This is a genomic window from Streptomyces sp. NBC_00083 (assembly GCF_026343295.1).
Classification (GTDB): Bacteria; Actinomycetota; Actinomycetes; order Streptomycetales; family Streptomycetaceae; genus Streptomyces.
On record NZ_JAPELY010000001.1, the window covers coordinates 2,942,375 to 2,958,272 of the forward strand.

The window sequence follows — 15,898 nt, forward strand, 5'->3', positions numbered from 1 at the left end:
GGTCGTCAACGCCGCCGCTCCGTACGTTCATGGGGACCAGCGCAGGCACCCTGCGGGGGACACCCGACCACCGGAGACGTCATGTCACAGGCGACCATGCCGCAACCCGCCACGGGCCTCGGCGCCACGGGCCCCGGCGCCCAGGCCGCGCCGCGGGCGGGCAGCGAGTTCGGCCCCTTGCTCAAGGCGGTCAAGGGGCAGGGCCTGCTCGACCGGCGCACCGGCTGGTACGCCACCAAGATCGCCGTCAACCTGCTCGCCCTCGGCGCGACGGTCACCGCGATGGCGCTCACGGGCGACACCTGGTGGACCCTCCTGTTCGCCCTCCCGCTCTCCGTCCTGTGGGCGCGCAGCGCCTTCTTCGGCCACGACGCCGGCCATGCCCAGATCACCCGCGGCAAGGGCGCGGGCCGGATCATCGGCCTGTTCCACAGCGACCTGCTGCTCGGCATGAGCTACGCCTGGTGGAACGACAAGCACAACCGCCACCATGCGAACCCCAACCACATAGACAAGGATCCCGATGTGGGGGTGGGTGCCCTCGTCTGGACCCAGCGCCAGGCCGAACAGCGCGAAGGCTTCGCCCGCTGGCTCACCCGCCACCAGGCCGGGCTCTTCTTCCCGATGCTGCTCCTCGAGGGCATCGCCCTCAAGGTGTACGGATTCCAGGACCTCAAGCGGCAGCCGCCCCGCGAGCGCGCCGTCGAGGCACCCCTGCTCCTCGCCCACCTCGCCGGCTACGCGACCCTGCTGCTGTGCGTCATGTCCCCGGGCAAGGCCCTCGTCTTCGCCCTCGTGCACCACGCGCTGTTCGGCCTGCACCTCGGCATGACCTTCGCCCCCAACCACAAGGGCATGGAGATGCCCGACCCGGACGACGCCGAGGACTCCTCCTGGGGGCATCTGCGCCGCCAGGTCCTGACGTCGCGCAACGTACGGGGCGGCCCGCTCACCGACTGGCTGCTCGGCGGCCTGAACTACCAGATCGAGCACCATCTGTTCCCGAACATGCCGCGCCCGCACCTCCGGCTCGCCCAGCCGATGGTCCGCGCGCACTGCGCGGCACTGGGCATCCCGTACGCGGAGACCTCGCTGACGGACTCCTACCGTCAGGCGCTCGGGCACATGCACGAGGTCGGCGCACCACTGCGGAAGTGACGCATAGTGGAAGGCAGCTGGAACCAGCGGGCGCCGCCGGGCGTTCTCTGGACAGGAAGAGCGGCCTCGGGCCGCGCAGAGGAAGGCGACGGACATGTCGAAGCGCGCGATGATCGCCGCCGGTGGAGTCGTGGCGGGGCTCATCCTGATCCCCCTGATCGGATTCTGGCTCGCCCTGCTGGTGCTGATCGGTGTCCCCGTGGCGGCCTACTTCACGCTGGACCCCAGCCAGCGGCGCCGGCTGCGGCACATATCCCGCAAGGAGCTCGGCCGCTAGGGCGCCGCCGGGGAGCGGAAACGGGCCGGGTTAGGCTCGGGCTGATCATTGGCACGGCAGAGGGGAGCTCCGCGCGATGAGCGGCGCCAGGGGAACGGTCACAGCGGTCAGCAGCAACGAGGAGTACTCCTTCACCAAGCCGAACCGGGAGAGCATCACCCTGCTCCCCGGGCTCGGCGTCGCGGGCGACGTGCACGCGGGGGTGACGGTCAAGCACCGCTCCCGCGTCGCCCAGGATCCGACGCAGCCCAACCTCCGCCAGGTCCACCTCATCCACGGCGAGCTCTTCGACGAGGTCGCCGAGCAGGGCTTCGAGGTGGCTCCGGGGCAGCTCGGCGAGAACGTGACGACGCACGGCATCGACCTGCTCGGCCTGCCCGTCGGCACCTTGCTGCGCATCGGGCCCGAGGCGGTCGTCGAGGTCACCGGTCTGCGCAACCCGTGCCTCCAGATCGACGGCTTCCAGAGCGGCCTGCTGAAGCAGCTCGTGGGCCGCGACGACGACGGGAACATCGTGCGCAAGGCCGGGATCATGAGCGTGGTCCGCACCGGCGGCGCCATCCGCCCCGGCGACACGATCCTGGCCGAACTGCCGACGGGCCCGCACCGCCCGCTCGACCGGGTGTGAGCCGGGCTTCAACCGGGGCTCTGTGCCCATGAGTTGAGGTGAGGCCGCGCCATGCGTCAGGGTGGGCCGACGGATGCGGTGTCCTCGGGCGGCACCAGTCAGGACCCGGCCGGGGCGGGCCGTCCCTCACGCGGGGTGTACGGCCATCGCCTCCAGCGATGCGAGGAGCGCCGGCAGGCCCTCGTCCCGGCCCACCGGATGGACGTCGCCGGGACACTCGTCGAGCAGGACGAAGGCGACGTCGTCGGTCCTGGCCACCAGGGACCAGCCGGGGCCGTCGGCGCGCAGGGTGCGTGCCCCGCCCGGGGCGAACCCGGAGCGTACGCGGCCGACCGGGGGAGCGGAGTCGACGTACCCGCGCAGCTCGGCGAGGACGCGACGGACACCCCTCGGCTCACCGTCGTCGTGGTGGTGCCCGGTCTCCGCATCGGGCTCGTCGTCCAGGCTGCCGCCCGTGCGGTCGGCCGGGCCGCCCTCCTCGCCGGCAGGGTCGACGGGCTTGTCGACCACCTCGTCGGAGGCCCTCGCGCTGCCTCCCTCGCCCTCGTCGGAGTCGCCGGAGGCCGTGGGACTCGGCTCCCCGGGGTTGTGATCCGGGGCCTGAATCGTCGCGGCGGTCGATGGCTCCGCGGCCGATGGCTCGCCGGTCGGGGGCGGCCCGAAGGTGTCGTCGTCGAGCTGCTCCCGCCAGGTCGTCCACTGCACGGCGACCGCGTCCGCGCCGAGCCGGCGCTGGGCCGGGCCCCACTGGCTCGTGTCGGGCGGCGTGAGGGTGGGGGGACCCTCGGGATCCGGTTCGGGGTCGTGCGGGGCCGGGACGTTCGGCGCCGAGACGACCAGTTCGAGCGGCCAGCCGGGCAGCGCCGCCACCACGGTGCGCTCGTCCGGCGACAGCTCGTACTCCATGCCGCAGTCCCAGGAAGCGATCGCGACCGCCACGAGGGACACGTCGTCGATGACGACCGTCCAGCGGGCGCCCGCACCGTCCTGGCCCAGGACGAGACCGTAGCCCTGGGCGTACGGCCCGAGGCCGAGCGCCGCGCACGCCTCGGGATAGTCGTCGCCGAGCACGCTCGGGAACTGCGCGGGCGTCAGGAGCGCCGCCGTGAGTACGTAAAGTGCCTCGTCTGCGGCGGTTGCGGCCGCTTCGGCCTCGTCCGTCCCGGTCACGGAATCCTCCCCTTCGGTTCGCTCGTCGGCGCACCTTAACCAGTGGGTAACGCAGACGTCGAGAGCCGCGAACCACCAACACGCAGGCGCCGGCCGGGAACCGGGGTGCCCGTCAGGAGGCGGGCAGACCCATCAGCTCTTCGGCCACCTCGCGCGGGGACCGGTCCTGCTCGCGGGCGAGCGCCACGACCGCCCGGCAGGCGAGTTCGCGCACCCCGAACGAGAGGGCTTCCGGCGACACCCAGCCCGCTGCCTCGTCGAGCGCGTCGGGATCGTCCTCCGCGCAGGCGGTCACATACGCGGCCGCGGCCTCGAAGATGTTGTGGTGCCGGACGTCGCCCTGTTGCCGCGGTCGGGACGATCTGCGGAATCTCGCGAACATGAAGGCCACCTTTCCGAGGGCGGCTCCCGGTGCGATGCGCCGCGGTGCCGAGCATCGCGACGCGCCGGTGCCGATCATTGAAATGGTCCTCACCACCGTAGAGTTGGACGCCGCCCCGCAGATAGAGGGCGTGGGCGGCTGATCGCGCCCGGCTCGTCCTGACCGAGGCCAACCCCGACTCGGTGCCGACGGCGGGCAGCAGCGGCATCGCGTCCTCTTCGGAGGACGCCTTAGTGCGGGGCGGGGGCTTCGCGGAGGTGCTCGCGCGTGTCGGTCCGGTGTGGGCGTCGACCATGCGCCTCGCCGATCCGCTCGGCCTGCACCGCACGGCTGTCGGTCTCGTGCGCGGTACGCAGCCGGCGAAGCGCGACCTGCTGATGAGGCTGCCGGTCGACCGCAGCTGTCTCGTGGGCGCACTCGGTGACGGCACGGCCGGGCGCGCCGAACTCGTCGCGTAGGGCGTCAGGGTGGTGACGGTGGGGACGCCGGGCACACGTCATGTTCGACCGGCCGGAGGCCTTCGTGTGCGAAGTGGCCGGTAGGTGATGAAAGCGCACACCCGGGCGGTGCATGAGCTGAGGCGGCCCCGGTCAGGCCTGGCGCACCGCCACCGCCAGATAGCGCTCGTCCTCGTCGGTGTACGACTCCAGCAGCCACCCCGCCGCGGCGAGCAGCGGCCTCAGGCGGGGCTCGGCGCGCAGGTCGTCGTCGCTGAGCCGGCGGCCGTGGCGCGCGGCGAGGGCCGCCCGGCCGATCGGGTGGAACAGCGCGAGACGGCCGCCCGGCCGCGTGACCCGCGCCAACTCCCTTACGTCCTCGGCCGGTTGGGGCAGATGAGAGATGAGCCCCGCACCGAAGACCACGTCGAGGCAAGCGGCACGCAGCGGGAGCCGACTGACATCGGCGCGCAGGAGTGTGGCGTACCGGTCACGGCCGGCCCGGCCGGCTTCGGCGAGCATCTCGGGGGTGAGGTCGGCGCCGATGACCGTACCGCGCGGACCCACGGCGTCGCGCAGCGCCGACAGGGCGCGGCCCGTGCCGCATCCCGCGTCGAGGACGGCATCGCCCTGCGCGAGCCCGAGCTCCGCGACGGCCGCGGCATAGGCCGGACCGTCGTCGGGGAACTTGCGGTCCCAGTCGGCCGCTCGGGCGGCGAAGAATTCCTGAACGTGCGCGCGGTCGTCGGCCATGCCGCCATGATCCCCCACACCCGGCGAGACCTACGAGAGGTGGATCGAGGTGAGTCGAGTGGATCGAGGTGAGGCGGATCGACGTGAGTTAATGTGACGTGCTCATGATCTCCGATGCGGCGGGGGGCCGAGAACCATGAACCGGAAACACTTGTGGATGGTGACCGGCGGGGTCACCGCGGCCGTCGCGCTGCTTTCGGCGTGCTCGGGCTCCGGTGGCGGCTCGGCTTCCGGATCGACGCCGTCGGCGAGCGCCTCGGCCGCCCACCCGGTGGACGCCGTGTCCGCGAAGGAGGCGACGGCCGACAAGGTCAAGTCCGCCATGGAGGCGAGGCTCTCCGTGGACGAACCGCGATTCGGCTCCGGCGGCAAGTCGCCCTGCTCGACGGCGTCGGCCGAGGTGTTCACACAGAAGTGCGCGGACGCGACGCAGGGGACGAACGCGGACGCGTCGTTCGCCCTGGCGCAGATCAGCGGCAAGGACGGCTTCGCCACCCTGCGCTCCGTCGCGGAGAAGCTCCAGAAGGCCGCCGCCACGTATCAGGAGCTGGGCTGCGCGACCAACCCGGCGAAGGCCGCCACGCGTCAGGCGTGCCTCGGCCCGGCGGCCGTCGTCGCGCAGGGCTTCCCTGACCTCCGCGACGGCGCCAACCTCGGTCTGGCCGGCAAGTAGCCTCGTCGACGCGTGGTCTGGCCGGCCTGAGGCCGCATCGGGCCCGATGCCGCGAACGCACTGCTCCCGCCGCACGCGGTGTCCTTTTCGATGCGCCGGGCGCGCCCCCGGCGCACGCCGGTTCCGCATGGTTGACGCGTGCCCCCGTCCCGCCGCCTGCGTGCGACTCACCGGCGTCCTGCACCGCTTGCCCGTGGCGCGCCGGTGGTGAAGGGTGGCAGGAGAACGGGGAAACGGGGAACTGCATGAGCGGGGAGGCCTGACATGGCACTGAGCAAGGAACTCGACTGGCTGCTCGACGACCTGACCCGGCGGGTCGAGCACGTGCGGCACGCGATCGTCCTGTCCAACGACGGCCTGGTCACCGCCGCCGGCTCCAGCCTGGAGCGCGAGGACGCGGAGCATCTGGCCGCGGTCTCCTCGGGACTGCACAGCCTCGCCAAGGGCTCGGGCCTGCACTTCGGCGCCGGCAAGGTCCGTCAGACCATGGTCGAATTCGACGAGGGCGTCCTGTTCGTCACCGCCGCCGGTGAGGGCAGCTGCCTGTGTGTGCTCAGCTCGGCGGAGGCGGACATCGGTCAGATCGCGTACGAGATGACGCTGTTGGTCAATCGCGTCGGCGAGCACCTCTCGGTGGCCGCAAGGCAGCCGGGGGAGTACGGCGACTTCGGCGTCACACGCCGCTGAACTGGGGTTGTGCGCCGCCGGGTTGAGCGTGGGTTGAGCACGGTCCGAGTTATCCACAGGCCGAGCGGGATGTCGGCACCACGAGTTACGGTCGTCACCGAGAGTATTCGTCCTGAGTACTCGTTCCTCACGGGGGAGGATCCGATGACCGTCATCACCACCAAGAACGTCGTCGTGCCCGCGGCGGCGGCAACCGCGGCGTCGCCGGCCGGGTCGCGGCTCGCGCCGGGCGCCGCCGCTCGCGAACTGGAGCTGAGGCGCGGCGAGTTCGAGCTGGCCGTCCAACTCGGCCATATTCGTACCGTGCCGGACCCGGGCGGCGGCCACCGCCGGGTCACCGCGCGCGAGGTCGCCCGCCTCAGAACCGCGCCGGACTTCCCGGAGGCCCTACGGGAAAAGGTGCGGACGGTCGGCACGAGCGAAGGCGCCGACCTGCTGGGTGTGGCGCCCGGCCGCTTCACCAAACTGGCCCGCACCGGTCACCTCACGCCCGTGCGCTGCTATCTCAACCGCTACCGGGCGGTCGTCTGGCTCTATCTGGCGGACGAGGTCGTCGAACTGGCGCTGCGCGAGCCGGAGTTGCTGAGCGGGCGGCATCCGGAGCCCGACCGTGCGCAGGACTGGCGGGCGCGCAACTGGCGCGGGCGCAGGATCGCCATGCTGGCCCGCCAGAGCGACGACCAGTGGGAGTTGGCGGCCGCGACCGCCTCCGCACTCGACGGCGCGCACCTTGCCGAGATCGTCCAGGACCCTTACGAACGGGCCTGCCTGAGGCGGCTGTGCCCCGACACGTTCCGGGTCCATCCCGAGTCCGCCATCGCCCAGGGCGTCGTCGACCGGCTGCTGCTGGCGGACGAGCCGGACGAGATCGCCTGGTACCGGTCGCGTCTCGTGGAGGCGCTCGCGGACGCCCGGGACCAGTGTCCGGCACCGCGCCCGGCCGGGGAAGCGACTTCGGAGCGGGCCGCCCCGGTGAGCGGACAGCCACCGGCCCCCGGGGACGCCGGCCCGGCCGGTCCGCGCCGCGGCGTTCCCGCGCCGCATTCCGGCCGGTGGGAGCCCGATCCGAAGACGGAAGGAGCGCCGGTACAGCGAAGTCTGCTGAGGCGGCTACGGCGGCGGAAGTAGCCGTGCCGGGGTGGGGGGCGACCCGGCCGGAGTTCATGACATCCTGTGACGTCACAGCTCGCCGGACGGGATCGGCGGACGTCCGGGCGTTACGGGGAAGGTCGATGAGGCTCTGCTTCCTGGTGGAAGAGCACTACCGCCATGACGGCATGCCCGTGGAGGTGATCCGCCAACTCGTCGCCTGGGGCCACCAGGTCGACGTGGTGCGGCCCGGCGGCTCCCTGCTGCGGATGTCCGAGGCGGTCCGCGCGGGCAGTCACGACGCCTGGGTGCTCAAAACGGTCTCCGGCGGACCGGGGCTCCCGCTCCTTGAGGCCGCCGCCGCGGTCGGCCTGACCACGGTCAACGATGTGCGGTCCATCCGCGGCGTCCGGGACAAGGCGCTGGCATCGGCCATCGGGCGCAGCCGCGGTCTGCCGGTCCCCATGACGTACGCGGCCGCCCGGCCCGAACTGCTCATGGAGGTGGCCGAGTCGGAGTACCCGCTGGTGGTGAAGCCCGCCGACGGAAGCTCCGGGCGAGCCGTGCACCTCGTGCCGTCGCCGGACCGGCTCGCCTCGATGCTGCCCTCCCTCGCCGGGGAAGGGATGCTCATCGCCCAGCCCTATGTCCCCAATTCCGGCATCGACCTGAAGGTGTACTGCGTCGGCGGAGAGCTGTACGCCACCGAGCGCCGCTCACCGCTCCACCCGGATCGCGGCGTCCGCGAGCGGCATGTGCCGCTGCCCGCCGAAGTGGCCGCCATCGTCGACCAGGTCGGCGCGGTGTACGGCCTCGACCTGTACGGCGTCGACGTGCTGCTCGGCCCGGACGGGCCCGTGGTCGTCGATGTGAACGACTTCCCGAGCTTCCGCCAGGTGCCGGACGCGGCGGCCAAGGTGGCCCGAGCCGTGCTCGAACTGGCCCGCACGGGCAGCGCGGTCGCCGCCGCGGCCTTCGTCTCCGGCGCGGGACGCATCCCGAACCAGCCGTTCGGGAGCGAGGGGCCGGCCGCTGAGGCGCGGCCGGTCAGGACCTCTGCGGGGGCGGCGGGCGAGGCCCGGTGAGGCCTCGTGAGTAGTGCGACGGTGCGGGGGCGCGATCGGCTGGACGACACGACGATGGTGGGGCGAGGGCAGGTGGGGAACGCGAGAACGGTCGGATTCATCACGCCGGAGCCGGACCATCCGCTGCTTGCCGCCGCGCGGGAACTGCTGGAGCGCGAACACCGGGTGGTGACCCTGCACCCCGAGACGGCCGACCCCGCGCAGTCGGGTCCGGTCGCGGACGTCTACCTGCTCAAGTCGCGCACGCCGCGCGCTCTCGCGCTGGCTCGTGCGCTGGAGTCACGGGGGGTGCCGGTGATCAACTCGGCCGAGGCGACCGAGCTGTGCCAGGACCGCACGTTCATGGCCGAGCTGGCCGGGGAGGCGGGGCTGCCGTTCTCCGCGACCCGTACCTTCGGCTCGCTCACCGCACTCGTCGAGGGCGCGGCGCCCGCGTTCTCCGGCGTGCCCGGCGGCCCGCTCGTGGTGAAGAGCCGTCACAGCAGGCGGCACGACCTGGTGACCCGCGTCGACAGCCCGGCACGCCTGGCCGAGCTGGCCGGGGTGTGGGGGGACGAGCCCGTGGTGGTGCAGGAGTTCGCCGAGAACAGCGGGTACGACCACAAACTGTGGGTGATCGACGGGACGGTCTTCGCGGCACTGCGCCGCTCCGAACTCGCCCCCGAGGGCCTCGGTGGCACGCGGTCGCTCGCCCTCGCTGAACTGCCGCCCGGCTGGGCCGAGTTGGCCGTGTCCGTCGGCGCGGTGTTCCGCCTCGACGTCTACGGGGTCGATGTCATCGACACCGGGGGCGGCACCCCGCTCATCGTGGACATCAACGCGTTCCCCGGGATACGGGGCCAGGCCGGAGCCCCGGAGGCCCTGGCGGCGCTGGCGCTGCGCAGGGCCCGCGAGGCGGTCGCGGCGGTCTGAACGCGACCCCGCACAACGGCGGGTCCGCATGCCGGACCGAACCGGCGCGTAGGTCAGTGCGCGGCGTGTTGCAGCACCGTGTTCCACGCGGTGATGACGGGACGCCCGTGCTCGCGGCCCAGCCGGGACATCGCGCCCGTGTCCATGACGACCAGTGCGCCGCCCGTGGGCGGAAGGCCGAGGTAGCGGGCGGTCAGGACGCGCAGGAAGTGGGAGTGGGCGATGAGGACGACATCCTGGTCGCTCTCCCGCAGCGTGGGCGCGGCCTCGGCCAGTACACGGTCGGCTCGCGCGGCGACCTCGGCGGGGCTCTCGCCGGGGTGCCCGGCGGGACCGGGCGCGACCCCGTCGGTCCACAGCTCCCAGTCGGGGCGGGTGCGGTGGATCTCGTCCGTGGTGATGCCCTCGTAGCCGCCGTAGTCCCACTCGTGGAGATCGGGGGTGATCCGGGGATTCTTTACTCCGGCCAACTCCGCGGTCTGCAGGGCCCGTTGCAGTGGGCTGACGAGGGCGAGCCCGATGGGACGTTCGGCGAGCAGGGGCGCCACCGCACGCGCCTGCTCCTCCCCGTGCGCAGTGAGCGGCAGATCGGTGTAGCTCGTGTGCTGCCCCGACAGCGACCATTCGGTCTCCCCGTGACGTACGAGGATCAACTCACCCATGGCTATGTATTCCGTTCTCCCTGTGCGTCCCCCGGACCGGTATCGCCCCGGCCATACGCCGGGACAACCCTAGAAGAGGAGAGGGCATTCCGTGCGGACGGGGGTGTCGGACGTTGGATGCGTCACGTAGGGGGGACTGCGCCGGGTGCCGTGGCGCCGGGTGCCCCAGGGGTCCGGCGACCCCGGGGCGCCGGTTGGCCGTACCGCACCCGGGGTCGTTCTTCCCGTCGGTTCACGCGGAGTGCAGTGCGAGGGTCGGTGAGAGCCTTGAGGCGCGGACCGCCGGATAGAGGCCTGCGACCGTTCCGATGACCAGGGTCGCGCCGAACCCGCCCGCGACCGCCCAGGGCGGGACCACCCACGGGATTCCGCTCGACCACGAGTAGACCGCGGTAGCCGCGCCGCCGAGGACGATGCCGGCCGCGCCGCCGAGCCCGGACAGGAGCAGCGACTCGGTGACGAACTGCCCCCTGATCTGCCCCCGGGTCGCGCCGATGGAGCGGCGCAGGCCGATCTCGTAACGTCGCTCGAGAACCGAAATGATCATGGTGTTGGCGACACCGACTCCGCCCACCAGGAGTGCCACTCCGCCGAGCCCGAGCAGCAGACTGCTGAAGGCGCCCTCCGTGGCCGCTTTGGCCTGGAGGCCCGAGGAGGGATCGGATACGCCGACGTCGTGCGGGGTCTCGGGCGAGACGGAACGGGGGATCAGGTCGTGCACCCGGTCGACCGCGGCGTCCGCGGAGCGCTCGTAGACCGCCGTGGGCCGGCCGTCGAAGCCGAGGCGGCTCTCGGCGACGTCCCAGCCCACCAGCGCCGAGCGCGCGATCTCCGGTGCCAGCGGCAGCGGGTCGAGGATGCCCAGGACGGCGAAGTACTGACCGTCGATGTACACCTGCTGGCCGGGGGTGGTGATGCCGAGCCGGCGCGCCGCCACGTCGCCGAGCACCACCGAGGGGTACTTGCCGGTTGCCGGGTTGAGGAAGGTGCCGCTGCGCACGGTGCCGCGCAGCGTGGTGAGCAGGCCGTCCGTGGCCGCCTGCACCTGGATGCCGCCGGTGATGGTGTCGGGGATCTTCTCCGAGCGGCGGACCGTCTGCGGCAGGGAGCCCGTGGCGCCGACGTGCTCCACGCCGGAGATCCGCGCCACCCGCCCGGCCGCGTCCTTCGCCATCGGCACGGGCTTGCCGGTCAGCAGGTCCGTCCCGGGCGTCACCACCAGCATGTTGGTGCCGAGCTTGTCGAGCTCGCGGAGCAACTGCTCCTTGCTGGACGCCGAGATCCCCACCACCGCGATCATCGTGGCGATGCCGATCGCGATGCCGAGCGCGGAGAGCACCACCCGAAGCGGGCGGCTGCGCATCCCCGCGGCCCCGGTGTGCAGGATGTCCCGAGGGCCGAGCCGGGCCGGCCTGAGCACCGGCCGCCCGCTCATCGGGCGTCCTCGGACAGCGACTCCGTACCCGAACCGTCGCCACGGACGACGGCGCCGGCCGGAGAGCCCGGGATGCCATGCCCCGGTCCGTCACCGTCCGCACCCCCGCGGTCCGGACCGCCGGTGTCCTGGACGATGCGGCCGTCCCGGAGGCGGACCTGGCGCGGCAGCCGGGCCGCGATCTCCGTGTCGTGGGTGATCACGGCGATGGTCGCGCCTTCCGAGTTGAGTTCGTGGATGAGTTCCATCACCGCTTCGCCGGACGCCGAGTCGAGCGCGCCGGTGGGTTCGTCCGCGAGGAGCAGATCGGGCTCGCCGACGACCGCGCGCGCGATGGCGACCCGCTGCTTCTGCCCGCCGGACAGCTCGTGCGGCCGGTGCCGCAGGCGGTCGCCGAGCCCGACCCGCTCCAGCGCGCGGGCCGCCCGTCTGCGGCGCTCCGCGCGCGGAAGGCCCGAGTACAGCAGCCCCTCCGCCACGTTGTCCTGGGCGCTGACGCCCGGAACCAGGTGGAAGGCCTGGAAGACGAAGCCGATGTGCTGGGCCCGCAGCGCCGAGAGCCTGCGGTCGCCGAGGGCGGCCGCGTCATGGCCGGCGATGGTCACGGAGCCCGCGGTGGGCAGGTCGAGGGTGCCGACGATGTGCAGCAGGGTCGACTTGCCGGAGCCGGACGGCCCGACGATCGCGAGGAGTTCACCCCGCGCGATGGTGAGGTCGACCCCGCGCAGCGCGGCGATCCCGCCCGGATACTCCTTGGTGACCCCGGCCAGCTCGACCACGGGAGGCTCGACGGCGGCGGCGGCTTTCATGAGGGAGCCGGCATGGTTCATGTCGACGGCACCCCGACCCGCAGCCCCGAGCGCAGCCCGGCGCCCGCTATCTCGACGCGTCCCTGCGCGAACATCCCGAGCCGCACCCGCACTTCGCGGGCCGTGCCGCCGTCCACCACCTGCACCCCGAACGAGCCGTCGTCGAGCGCGAGCAGCGCCCCGACCGGCACGCTCAGAACGTTCCGGCGGGTCTCGCCGCCGAGCTTCACGGTCGCGGGAGACTTGTCGATCCCCTTGACCCTGCCGGGGTCGTCGAAGGTGACGGTCACGGCGATCCGGGGCGTCTTGTCGTTCGGGTCGTCGCCCGTCGTCGCGGTCGCGCCCACCGACGACACCGTGCCCGAGGCGGTGGTGCCGTCGGGCAGCTCCACCCGTACCGCGCCGCCGTCCTTGGCGAGAGCGGCGTCCGACACCTTCACCCGGAGCTGTACGACCCGGTCGGAACTGGTCGTCGTCATCACCTTCTGACCGGGCGCGGTGCGGTCGCCGACCGCGGCCTCCGCGCCCTGCACCCGGACCGGCCCCGTGGCGAACGCGATCTGCTCGGGGCCCACCTGACCGCTCTGCGCCACACCGTGCGCCTTCTGCCAGCGCTTGACCGCGTTGGTCGTGCCGGGCGTGAACGTCTCGTCGTCGGCCAGCCCGCTCCCGTACCCCAGAGCACGCAGGTTCGCCTTCAACTGCCGTACGTCACCGCCCTTGTCGCCGCTCCTGAGGACCCGGTACATCGGCTCGGTCCCGTACATCAGGCGGACGTCCCTGCCGTCGACCGCGTACAGCCTGCCGTCCCGTTTCACGGTGGAACCGCCGCCCGCGATCCAGGTGAGGGTGCCGGCCGCGCCCGCGTTCAGTTTGCTCTCGCGGGAGTAGCCGAGCGTGCCGTCGATGCTGGTGCTGCTCACCAGATCGCCCTGTTCGATGGGTGCGGTGGCCGCCGGAAGGCCGGTCCGCTGCTCGGTGGAATTCTCGGTTCCGGGCCGGGTGAGGCCCGTGACGGCGAGCCCGCCGCCCGTGACGGCCGCCACCGTCACCACCGCCGCGATCATGGTCCGGGGCCTCATGCGGCACACTCGTTGAGCGCCTTCATGAACGTGTCCGGGTCGGCGCCCTCGGGGATCTTGAAGCCGCTGCTGTGGCCGCTCTCCACCTTCGGGTCGGGCATGTCGAAGCCCTTCCCGCGCAGACACTGGGCGATCTTGACCTGTTGGTCCTGCTGCCCGGGGTCGGGGGCGCCTGCGCCGTCGCCTCCGGGCACCCCGGATCCGCAGGCGGTGAGTGCCTTGTTCCACTTGTCCGTCGAAGTGCCCTGAGGCTGAGAGAGCAGCTGGGCGTTCGGGTTCTCGCCCGGCTTGAGGTCGGGCACGTCCATGCCCTGCTTGCGCAGGCAGCCGCGCAGCGCCTGTGCCTTGTCGGCCGCCGCCGAGCCGTCGGCGCCCGCGTCCGAGCCGTTGCCGCCCGCGCCCGCGTCCTTCCCCGCGCCCCCGCCGGATGAGCCGGAACATCCGGACGCGAACAGGGCGAGCCCCGCCATACCGGATGCCAGGGCCAGAGTGAGCCGGTGGTTCCTCATCGCTTCTCTCCTCGCGGACATGCGTGGACGCGGCACGGCGGCACGCGCCGGCCGCTGGAGCGCGGCCGAGGAGAGCGTCCAGGAACCCGCTGTTTCGTTTCCCTTACGACCATGGGACCGTGGCGCAGCCGCCCGGAACAGCGGCCCGCGATCACCGGCCCGCGATCACCGTCCCGTAACAACGGCGAAAGGTGCGTTTCCGGTAGACAGGGGGCATGCGCGTACTGGTGGTGGAAGACGAGGCGTTCCTGGCCACGATGATCGCCGAGGGCCTGCGCCGTGACGCGATCGCGGTGGACGTGGCCCTCGACGGGCTCGGCGGGCTGAGCAAGGTGCGGCTCGGCGACTACGACGTCCTGGTGCTCGACCGCGACCTGCCCGGCCTGCACGGCGACGACGTCTGCCGTGCCGTGGTGGCCGAGGGCCTGCTCACCCGCGTGCTCATGCTCACCGCGTCGGGGGCCGTCCGGGACCGGGTCGAGGGGCTCGGGCTCGGCGCCGACGACTACCTCACCAAGCCGTTCGCGTACGACGAACTGCTGGCGCGGGTGCTCGCACTCGGCCGCCGTGCCCGCCCCGCGCTGCCCCCGGTCATCGAGCGCGCCGGAATCGTCCTGGACACCGCGCGCCGCCAGGCCCGTCGCCACGGCGGTGAACTCGCCCTGACCCGCAAGGAGTTTGCCGTCCTCGAAACCCTCATGCGGGCCGACGGCGGGGTGGTCAGCGGCGAGGACCTGATCGAGCAGGTGTGGGAGGAGCACACCGGATACGACACCAATCCGGTGCGGGTCGCCCTCAGCCGCCTGCGGGCCAAACTCGGCGAGCCTCCCGCCATCGAGACCGTCCCCGGAGCCGGCTACCGCATCGCCCGGCATCCGGACGCCGCACCTCGGGCCGGGCGGGCGCAGCGGTGATCCGCCGCCTGGTCCCCGCCACCGAGCGGGCCCGCCTGACCGCCCTGTACGGCGGACTGCTGCTGCTCGCCGGATGTGTCCTCGTCGGCGTGATCTACGTGTTCGTCCAGTACGGCCTGGACAACCGGATCGGCAGCGCGTTCACGGGAGCGGTCCCCGGCGGCCGCGCCGCTTCGCCGTCTCCCTTCGCCTCGCAATCCCCTTGCGCCTTGCCGCCCGCCGAGCTCGTACCGTCCGCCCAGGCCGGCCGGCACGCGAGGACCCAGGTGGTCCAGGTCGTCGCGGCCACCACGCTCAACCGGCTGCTGACCGTCTCCGGCATCGCCCTCGCCGTCTTCGCCGTGCTCTCCCTCTTCCTGGCCTGGTGGATGGCGGGCCGGGTGCTGCGCCCGGTCGGCCTCATCACCACCACCGCGCGCAAGCTCTCCGGTGCCAACCTGCACCAGCGCATCGACCTCAAGGGGCCACCGGGCGAGCTGAAGCAACTCGCCGACACCTTCGACCAGATGCTGGGCCGCATCGAGCAACTCGTCGGGGCGCAGCGGAGGTTCGCGGCCAACGCCGCTCACGAACTGCGTACGCCGCTGGCCGTACAGCGGGCCGCCGCCGAGATCGGTCTCGTCGACCCGGACCCCGAGCGGATCCGGTGGATCCGTGAGGAACTCCTCCAAGTGGCCGACTCCAGCGAGCACTTGATCGAGTCGCTGCTGCTGCTCGCCGCCTCCGACCAGGGCCTCGAACACCGCGAACGGGTGGCGTTGGAGGAGAGCGTGAGCGCCGTCGCCGACGAGCACCGCGCCCAGGCGCGCGAGTGCGGGATCACCCTCACGACCGCCCTTGAGTCCGTGAGCGTCGAGGGCGACCCGGTGCTGCTGACGCAGCTGATCCGCAACCTGTTCGGCAACGCGCTGCGCTACAACCACCGCGGCGGAACCATCCACATCGCCCTGGCCGGAGACGGCCGGACGCTCCGCATCGCCAACACCGGTCCCGCCGTGCCGCCGGACGCGGTGGCCGACCTCTTCGAACCGTTCCGCCGCCTCAACGAACGTCGGCACGCGCCGGGCGAGGGAGCCGGCCTGGGGCTCGCCCTCGTCGCCTCCATCGCCCGCGCCCACGGCGGCACGGCCTCCGCGGAGGCGAATCCGGGCGGCGGTCTCACGGTGACCGTACGGCTGCCCTGACCAAGTCCGCGTCCGGCACCGGATCCGCAGGAGGCGCTCCGGGACCGGATGC

At 72.6% G+C, this 15,898-nt stretch carries 20 protein-coding genes; 12 read left to right on the forward strand and 8 right to left on the reverse strand.

What is annotated here, in order from left to right:
* The first annotated feature begins 81 nt into the window (after window positions 1-81).
* The 3 genes from OOJ98_RS13050 (at window position 82) to OOJ98_RS13060 (ending at window position 2,063) form a co-directional block, all read left to right on the forward strand.
* Window positions 82-1,158, forward strand: a complete 1,077-nt coding sequence (locus OOJ98_RS13050; protein ID WP_267054818.1) for an acyl-CoA desaturase — start codon at window positions 82-84, stop codon at window positions 1,156-1,158.
* Window positions 1,159-1,252: 94 nt separating this feature from the next.
* Window positions 1,253-1,435 carry a hypothetical protein gene (locus OOJ98_RS13055; protein ID WP_267054819.1) on the forward strand — a complete coding sequence of 61 codons (183 nt, stop codon included), beginning with the start codon at window positions 1,253-1,255 and terminating at the stop codon, window positions 1,433-1,435.
* A 76-nt stretch (window positions 1,436-1,511) separates the two neighbouring features.
* Entirely contained in the window at window positions 1,512-2,063 is a 552-nt protein-coding gene (locus OOJ98_RS13060) for an MOSC domain-containing protein (RefSeq protein WP_267054820.1), read from the forward strand.
* A gap of 126 nt (window positions 2,064-2,189) precedes the next feature.
* Here OOJ98_RS13060 and OOJ98_RS13065 read toward each other — a convergent pair whose 3' ends face one another.
* The gene (locus OOJ98_RS13065; RefSeq protein ID WP_267054821.1) at window positions 2,190-3,233 is read right to left on the reverse strand and encodes a hypothetical protein; all 1,044 of its coding nucleotides are present in this window, start codon (window positions 3,231-3,233) and stop codon (window positions 2,190-2,192) included.
* Window positions 3,234-3,345: 112 nt separating this feature from the next.
* Entirely contained in the window at window positions 3,346-3,615 is a 270-nt protein-coding gene (locus OOJ98_RS13070) for a hypothetical protein (RefSeq protein WP_267054822.1), read from the reverse strand.
* On the opposite strand from OOJ98_RS13070, the gene OOJ98_RS13075 reads away from it, so the two are divergent.
* Together OOJ98_RS13075 and OOJ98_RS13080 are read left to right on the forward strand one after the other, a co-directional pair.
* Window positions 3,614-3,757 (forward strand): hypothetical protein, encoded by a 144-nt coding sequence (locus tag OOJ98_RS13075; protein ID WP_267054823.1) that lies wholly within the window; start codon window positions 3,614-3,616, stop codon window positions 3,755-3,757. The two genes, OOJ98_RS13070 and OOJ98_RS13075, sit on opposite strands and share 2 nt — an antisense overlap.
* A 115-nt stretch (window positions 3,758-3,872) precedes the next feature.
* Window positions 3,873-4,073: a hypothetical protein gene (locus OOJ98_RS13080; RefSeq protein WP_267054824.1), complete on the forward strand. Its 201-nt coding sequence runs from the start codon at window positions 3,873-3,875 to the stop codon at window positions 4,071-4,073.
* A 132-nt stretch (window positions 4,074-4,205) separates the two neighbouring features.
* On the opposite strand, the gene OOJ98_RS13085 is transcribed toward OOJ98_RS13080, so the two are convergent.
* Entirely contained in the window at window positions 4,206-4,805 is a 600-nt protein-coding gene (locus tag OOJ98_RS13085) for a class I SAM-dependent methyltransferase (RefSeq protein WP_267054825.1), read from the reverse strand.
* Window positions 4,806-4,941: 136 nt separating this feature from the next.
* Here OOJ98_RS13085 and OOJ98_RS13090 point away from each other — a divergent pair, with 136 nt between their 5' ends.
* From OOJ98_RS13090 to OOJ98_RS13110, 5 genes are all read left to right on the forward strand, one after another.
* Complete coding sequence (locus OOJ98_RS13090) at window positions 4,942-5,478, forward strand: hypothetical protein (RefSeq protein WP_267054826.1); 537 nt, start codon at window positions 4,942-4,944, stop codon at window positions 5,476-5,478.
* Window positions 5,479-5,742: 264 nt separating this feature from the next.
* Window positions 5,743-6,165, forward strand: a complete 423-nt coding sequence (locus OOJ98_RS13095) for a roadblock/LC7 domain-containing protein (RefSeq protein WP_267054827.1) — start codon at window positions 5,743-5,745, stop codon at window positions 6,163-6,165.
* Between the two features lie 144 nt (window positions 6,166-6,309).
* Complete coding sequence (locus OOJ98_RS13100; protein WP_267054828.1) at window positions 6,310-7,293, forward strand: DUF6397 family protein; 984 nt, start codon at window positions 6,310-6,312, stop codon at window positions 7,291-7,293.
* 104 nt (window positions 7,294-7,397) lie between these two features.
* Entirely contained in the window at window positions 7,398-8,339 is a 942-nt protein-coding gene (locus OOJ98_RS13105) for a RimK family alpha-L-glutamate ligase (RefSeq protein ID WP_267054829.1), read from the forward strand.
* Between the two features lie 72 nt (window positions 8,340-8,411).
* Window positions 8,412-9,251 carry a RimK family alpha-L-glutamate ligase gene (locus tag OOJ98_RS13110; protein WP_267054830.1) on the forward strand — a complete coding sequence of 280 codons (840 nt, stop codon included), beginning with the start codon at window positions 8,412-8,414 and terminating at the stop codon, window positions 9,249-9,251.
* A 53-nt stretch (window positions 9,252-9,304) separates the two neighbouring features.
* On the opposite strand, the gene OOJ98_RS13115 is transcribed toward OOJ98_RS13110, so the two are convergent.
* From OOJ98_RS13115 to OOJ98_RS13135, 5 genes are all read right to left on the reverse strand, one after another.
* The gene (locus OOJ98_RS13115; protein WP_267054831.1) at window positions 9,305-9,913 is read right to left on the reverse strand and encodes a histidine phosphatase family protein; all 609 of its coding nucleotides are present in this window, start codon (window positions 9,911-9,913) and stop codon (window positions 9,305-9,307) included.
* A gap of 232 nt (window positions 9,914-10,145) precedes the next feature.
* Complete coding sequence (locus OOJ98_RS13120) at window positions 10,146-11,348, reverse strand: ABC transporter permease (RefSeq protein ID WP_267054832.1); 1,203 nt, start codon at window positions 11,346-11,348, stop codon at window positions 10,146-10,148.
* On the reverse strand, window positions 11,345-12,178 hold the full coding sequence (locus tag OOJ98_RS13125) for an ABC transporter ATP-binding protein (RefSeq protein ID WP_267054833.1): 834 nt from the start codon (window positions 12,176-12,178) through the stop codon (window positions 11,345-11,347). The genes OOJ98_RS13120 and OOJ98_RS13125 overlap by 4 nt, the downstream gene beginning before the upstream one ends.
* Window positions 12,175-13,239, reverse strand: coding sequence for a peptidoglycan-binding protein (locus OOJ98_RS13130; RefSeq protein WP_267054834.1), 1,065 nt, complete (start codon window positions 13,237-13,239; stop codon window positions 12,175-12,177). The genes OOJ98_RS13125 and OOJ98_RS13130 overlap by 4 nt, the downstream gene beginning before the upstream one ends.
* A complete protein-coding gene (locus OOJ98_RS13135; RefSeq protein WP_267054835.1) occupies window positions 13,236-13,748 on the reverse strand; it encodes a hypothetical protein in 513 nt (170 codons plus the stop codon). The genes OOJ98_RS13130 and OOJ98_RS13135 overlap by 4 nt, the downstream gene beginning before the upstream one ends.
* A 215-nt stretch (window positions 13,749-13,963) precedes the next feature.
* Between OOJ98_RS13135 and OOJ98_RS13140 the strand changes: the two genes are divergently transcribed.
* The gene (locus OOJ98_RS13140) at window positions 13,964-14,662 is read left to right on the forward strand and encodes a response regulator transcription factor (RefSeq protein ID WP_267054836.1); all 699 of its coding nucleotides are present in this window, start codon (window positions 13,964-13,966) and stop codon (window positions 14,660-14,662) included.
* On the forward strand, window positions 14,659-15,846 hold the full coding sequence (locus OOJ98_RS13145; RefSeq protein ID WP_323177891.1) for a HAMP domain-containing sensor histidine kinase: 1,188 nt from the start codon (window positions 14,659-14,661) through the stop codon (window positions 15,844-15,846). Before OOJ98_RS13140 ends, OOJ98_RS13145 begins: the two co-directional genes overlap by 4 nt.
* Window positions 15,847-15,898: the final 52 nt, after the last annotated feature.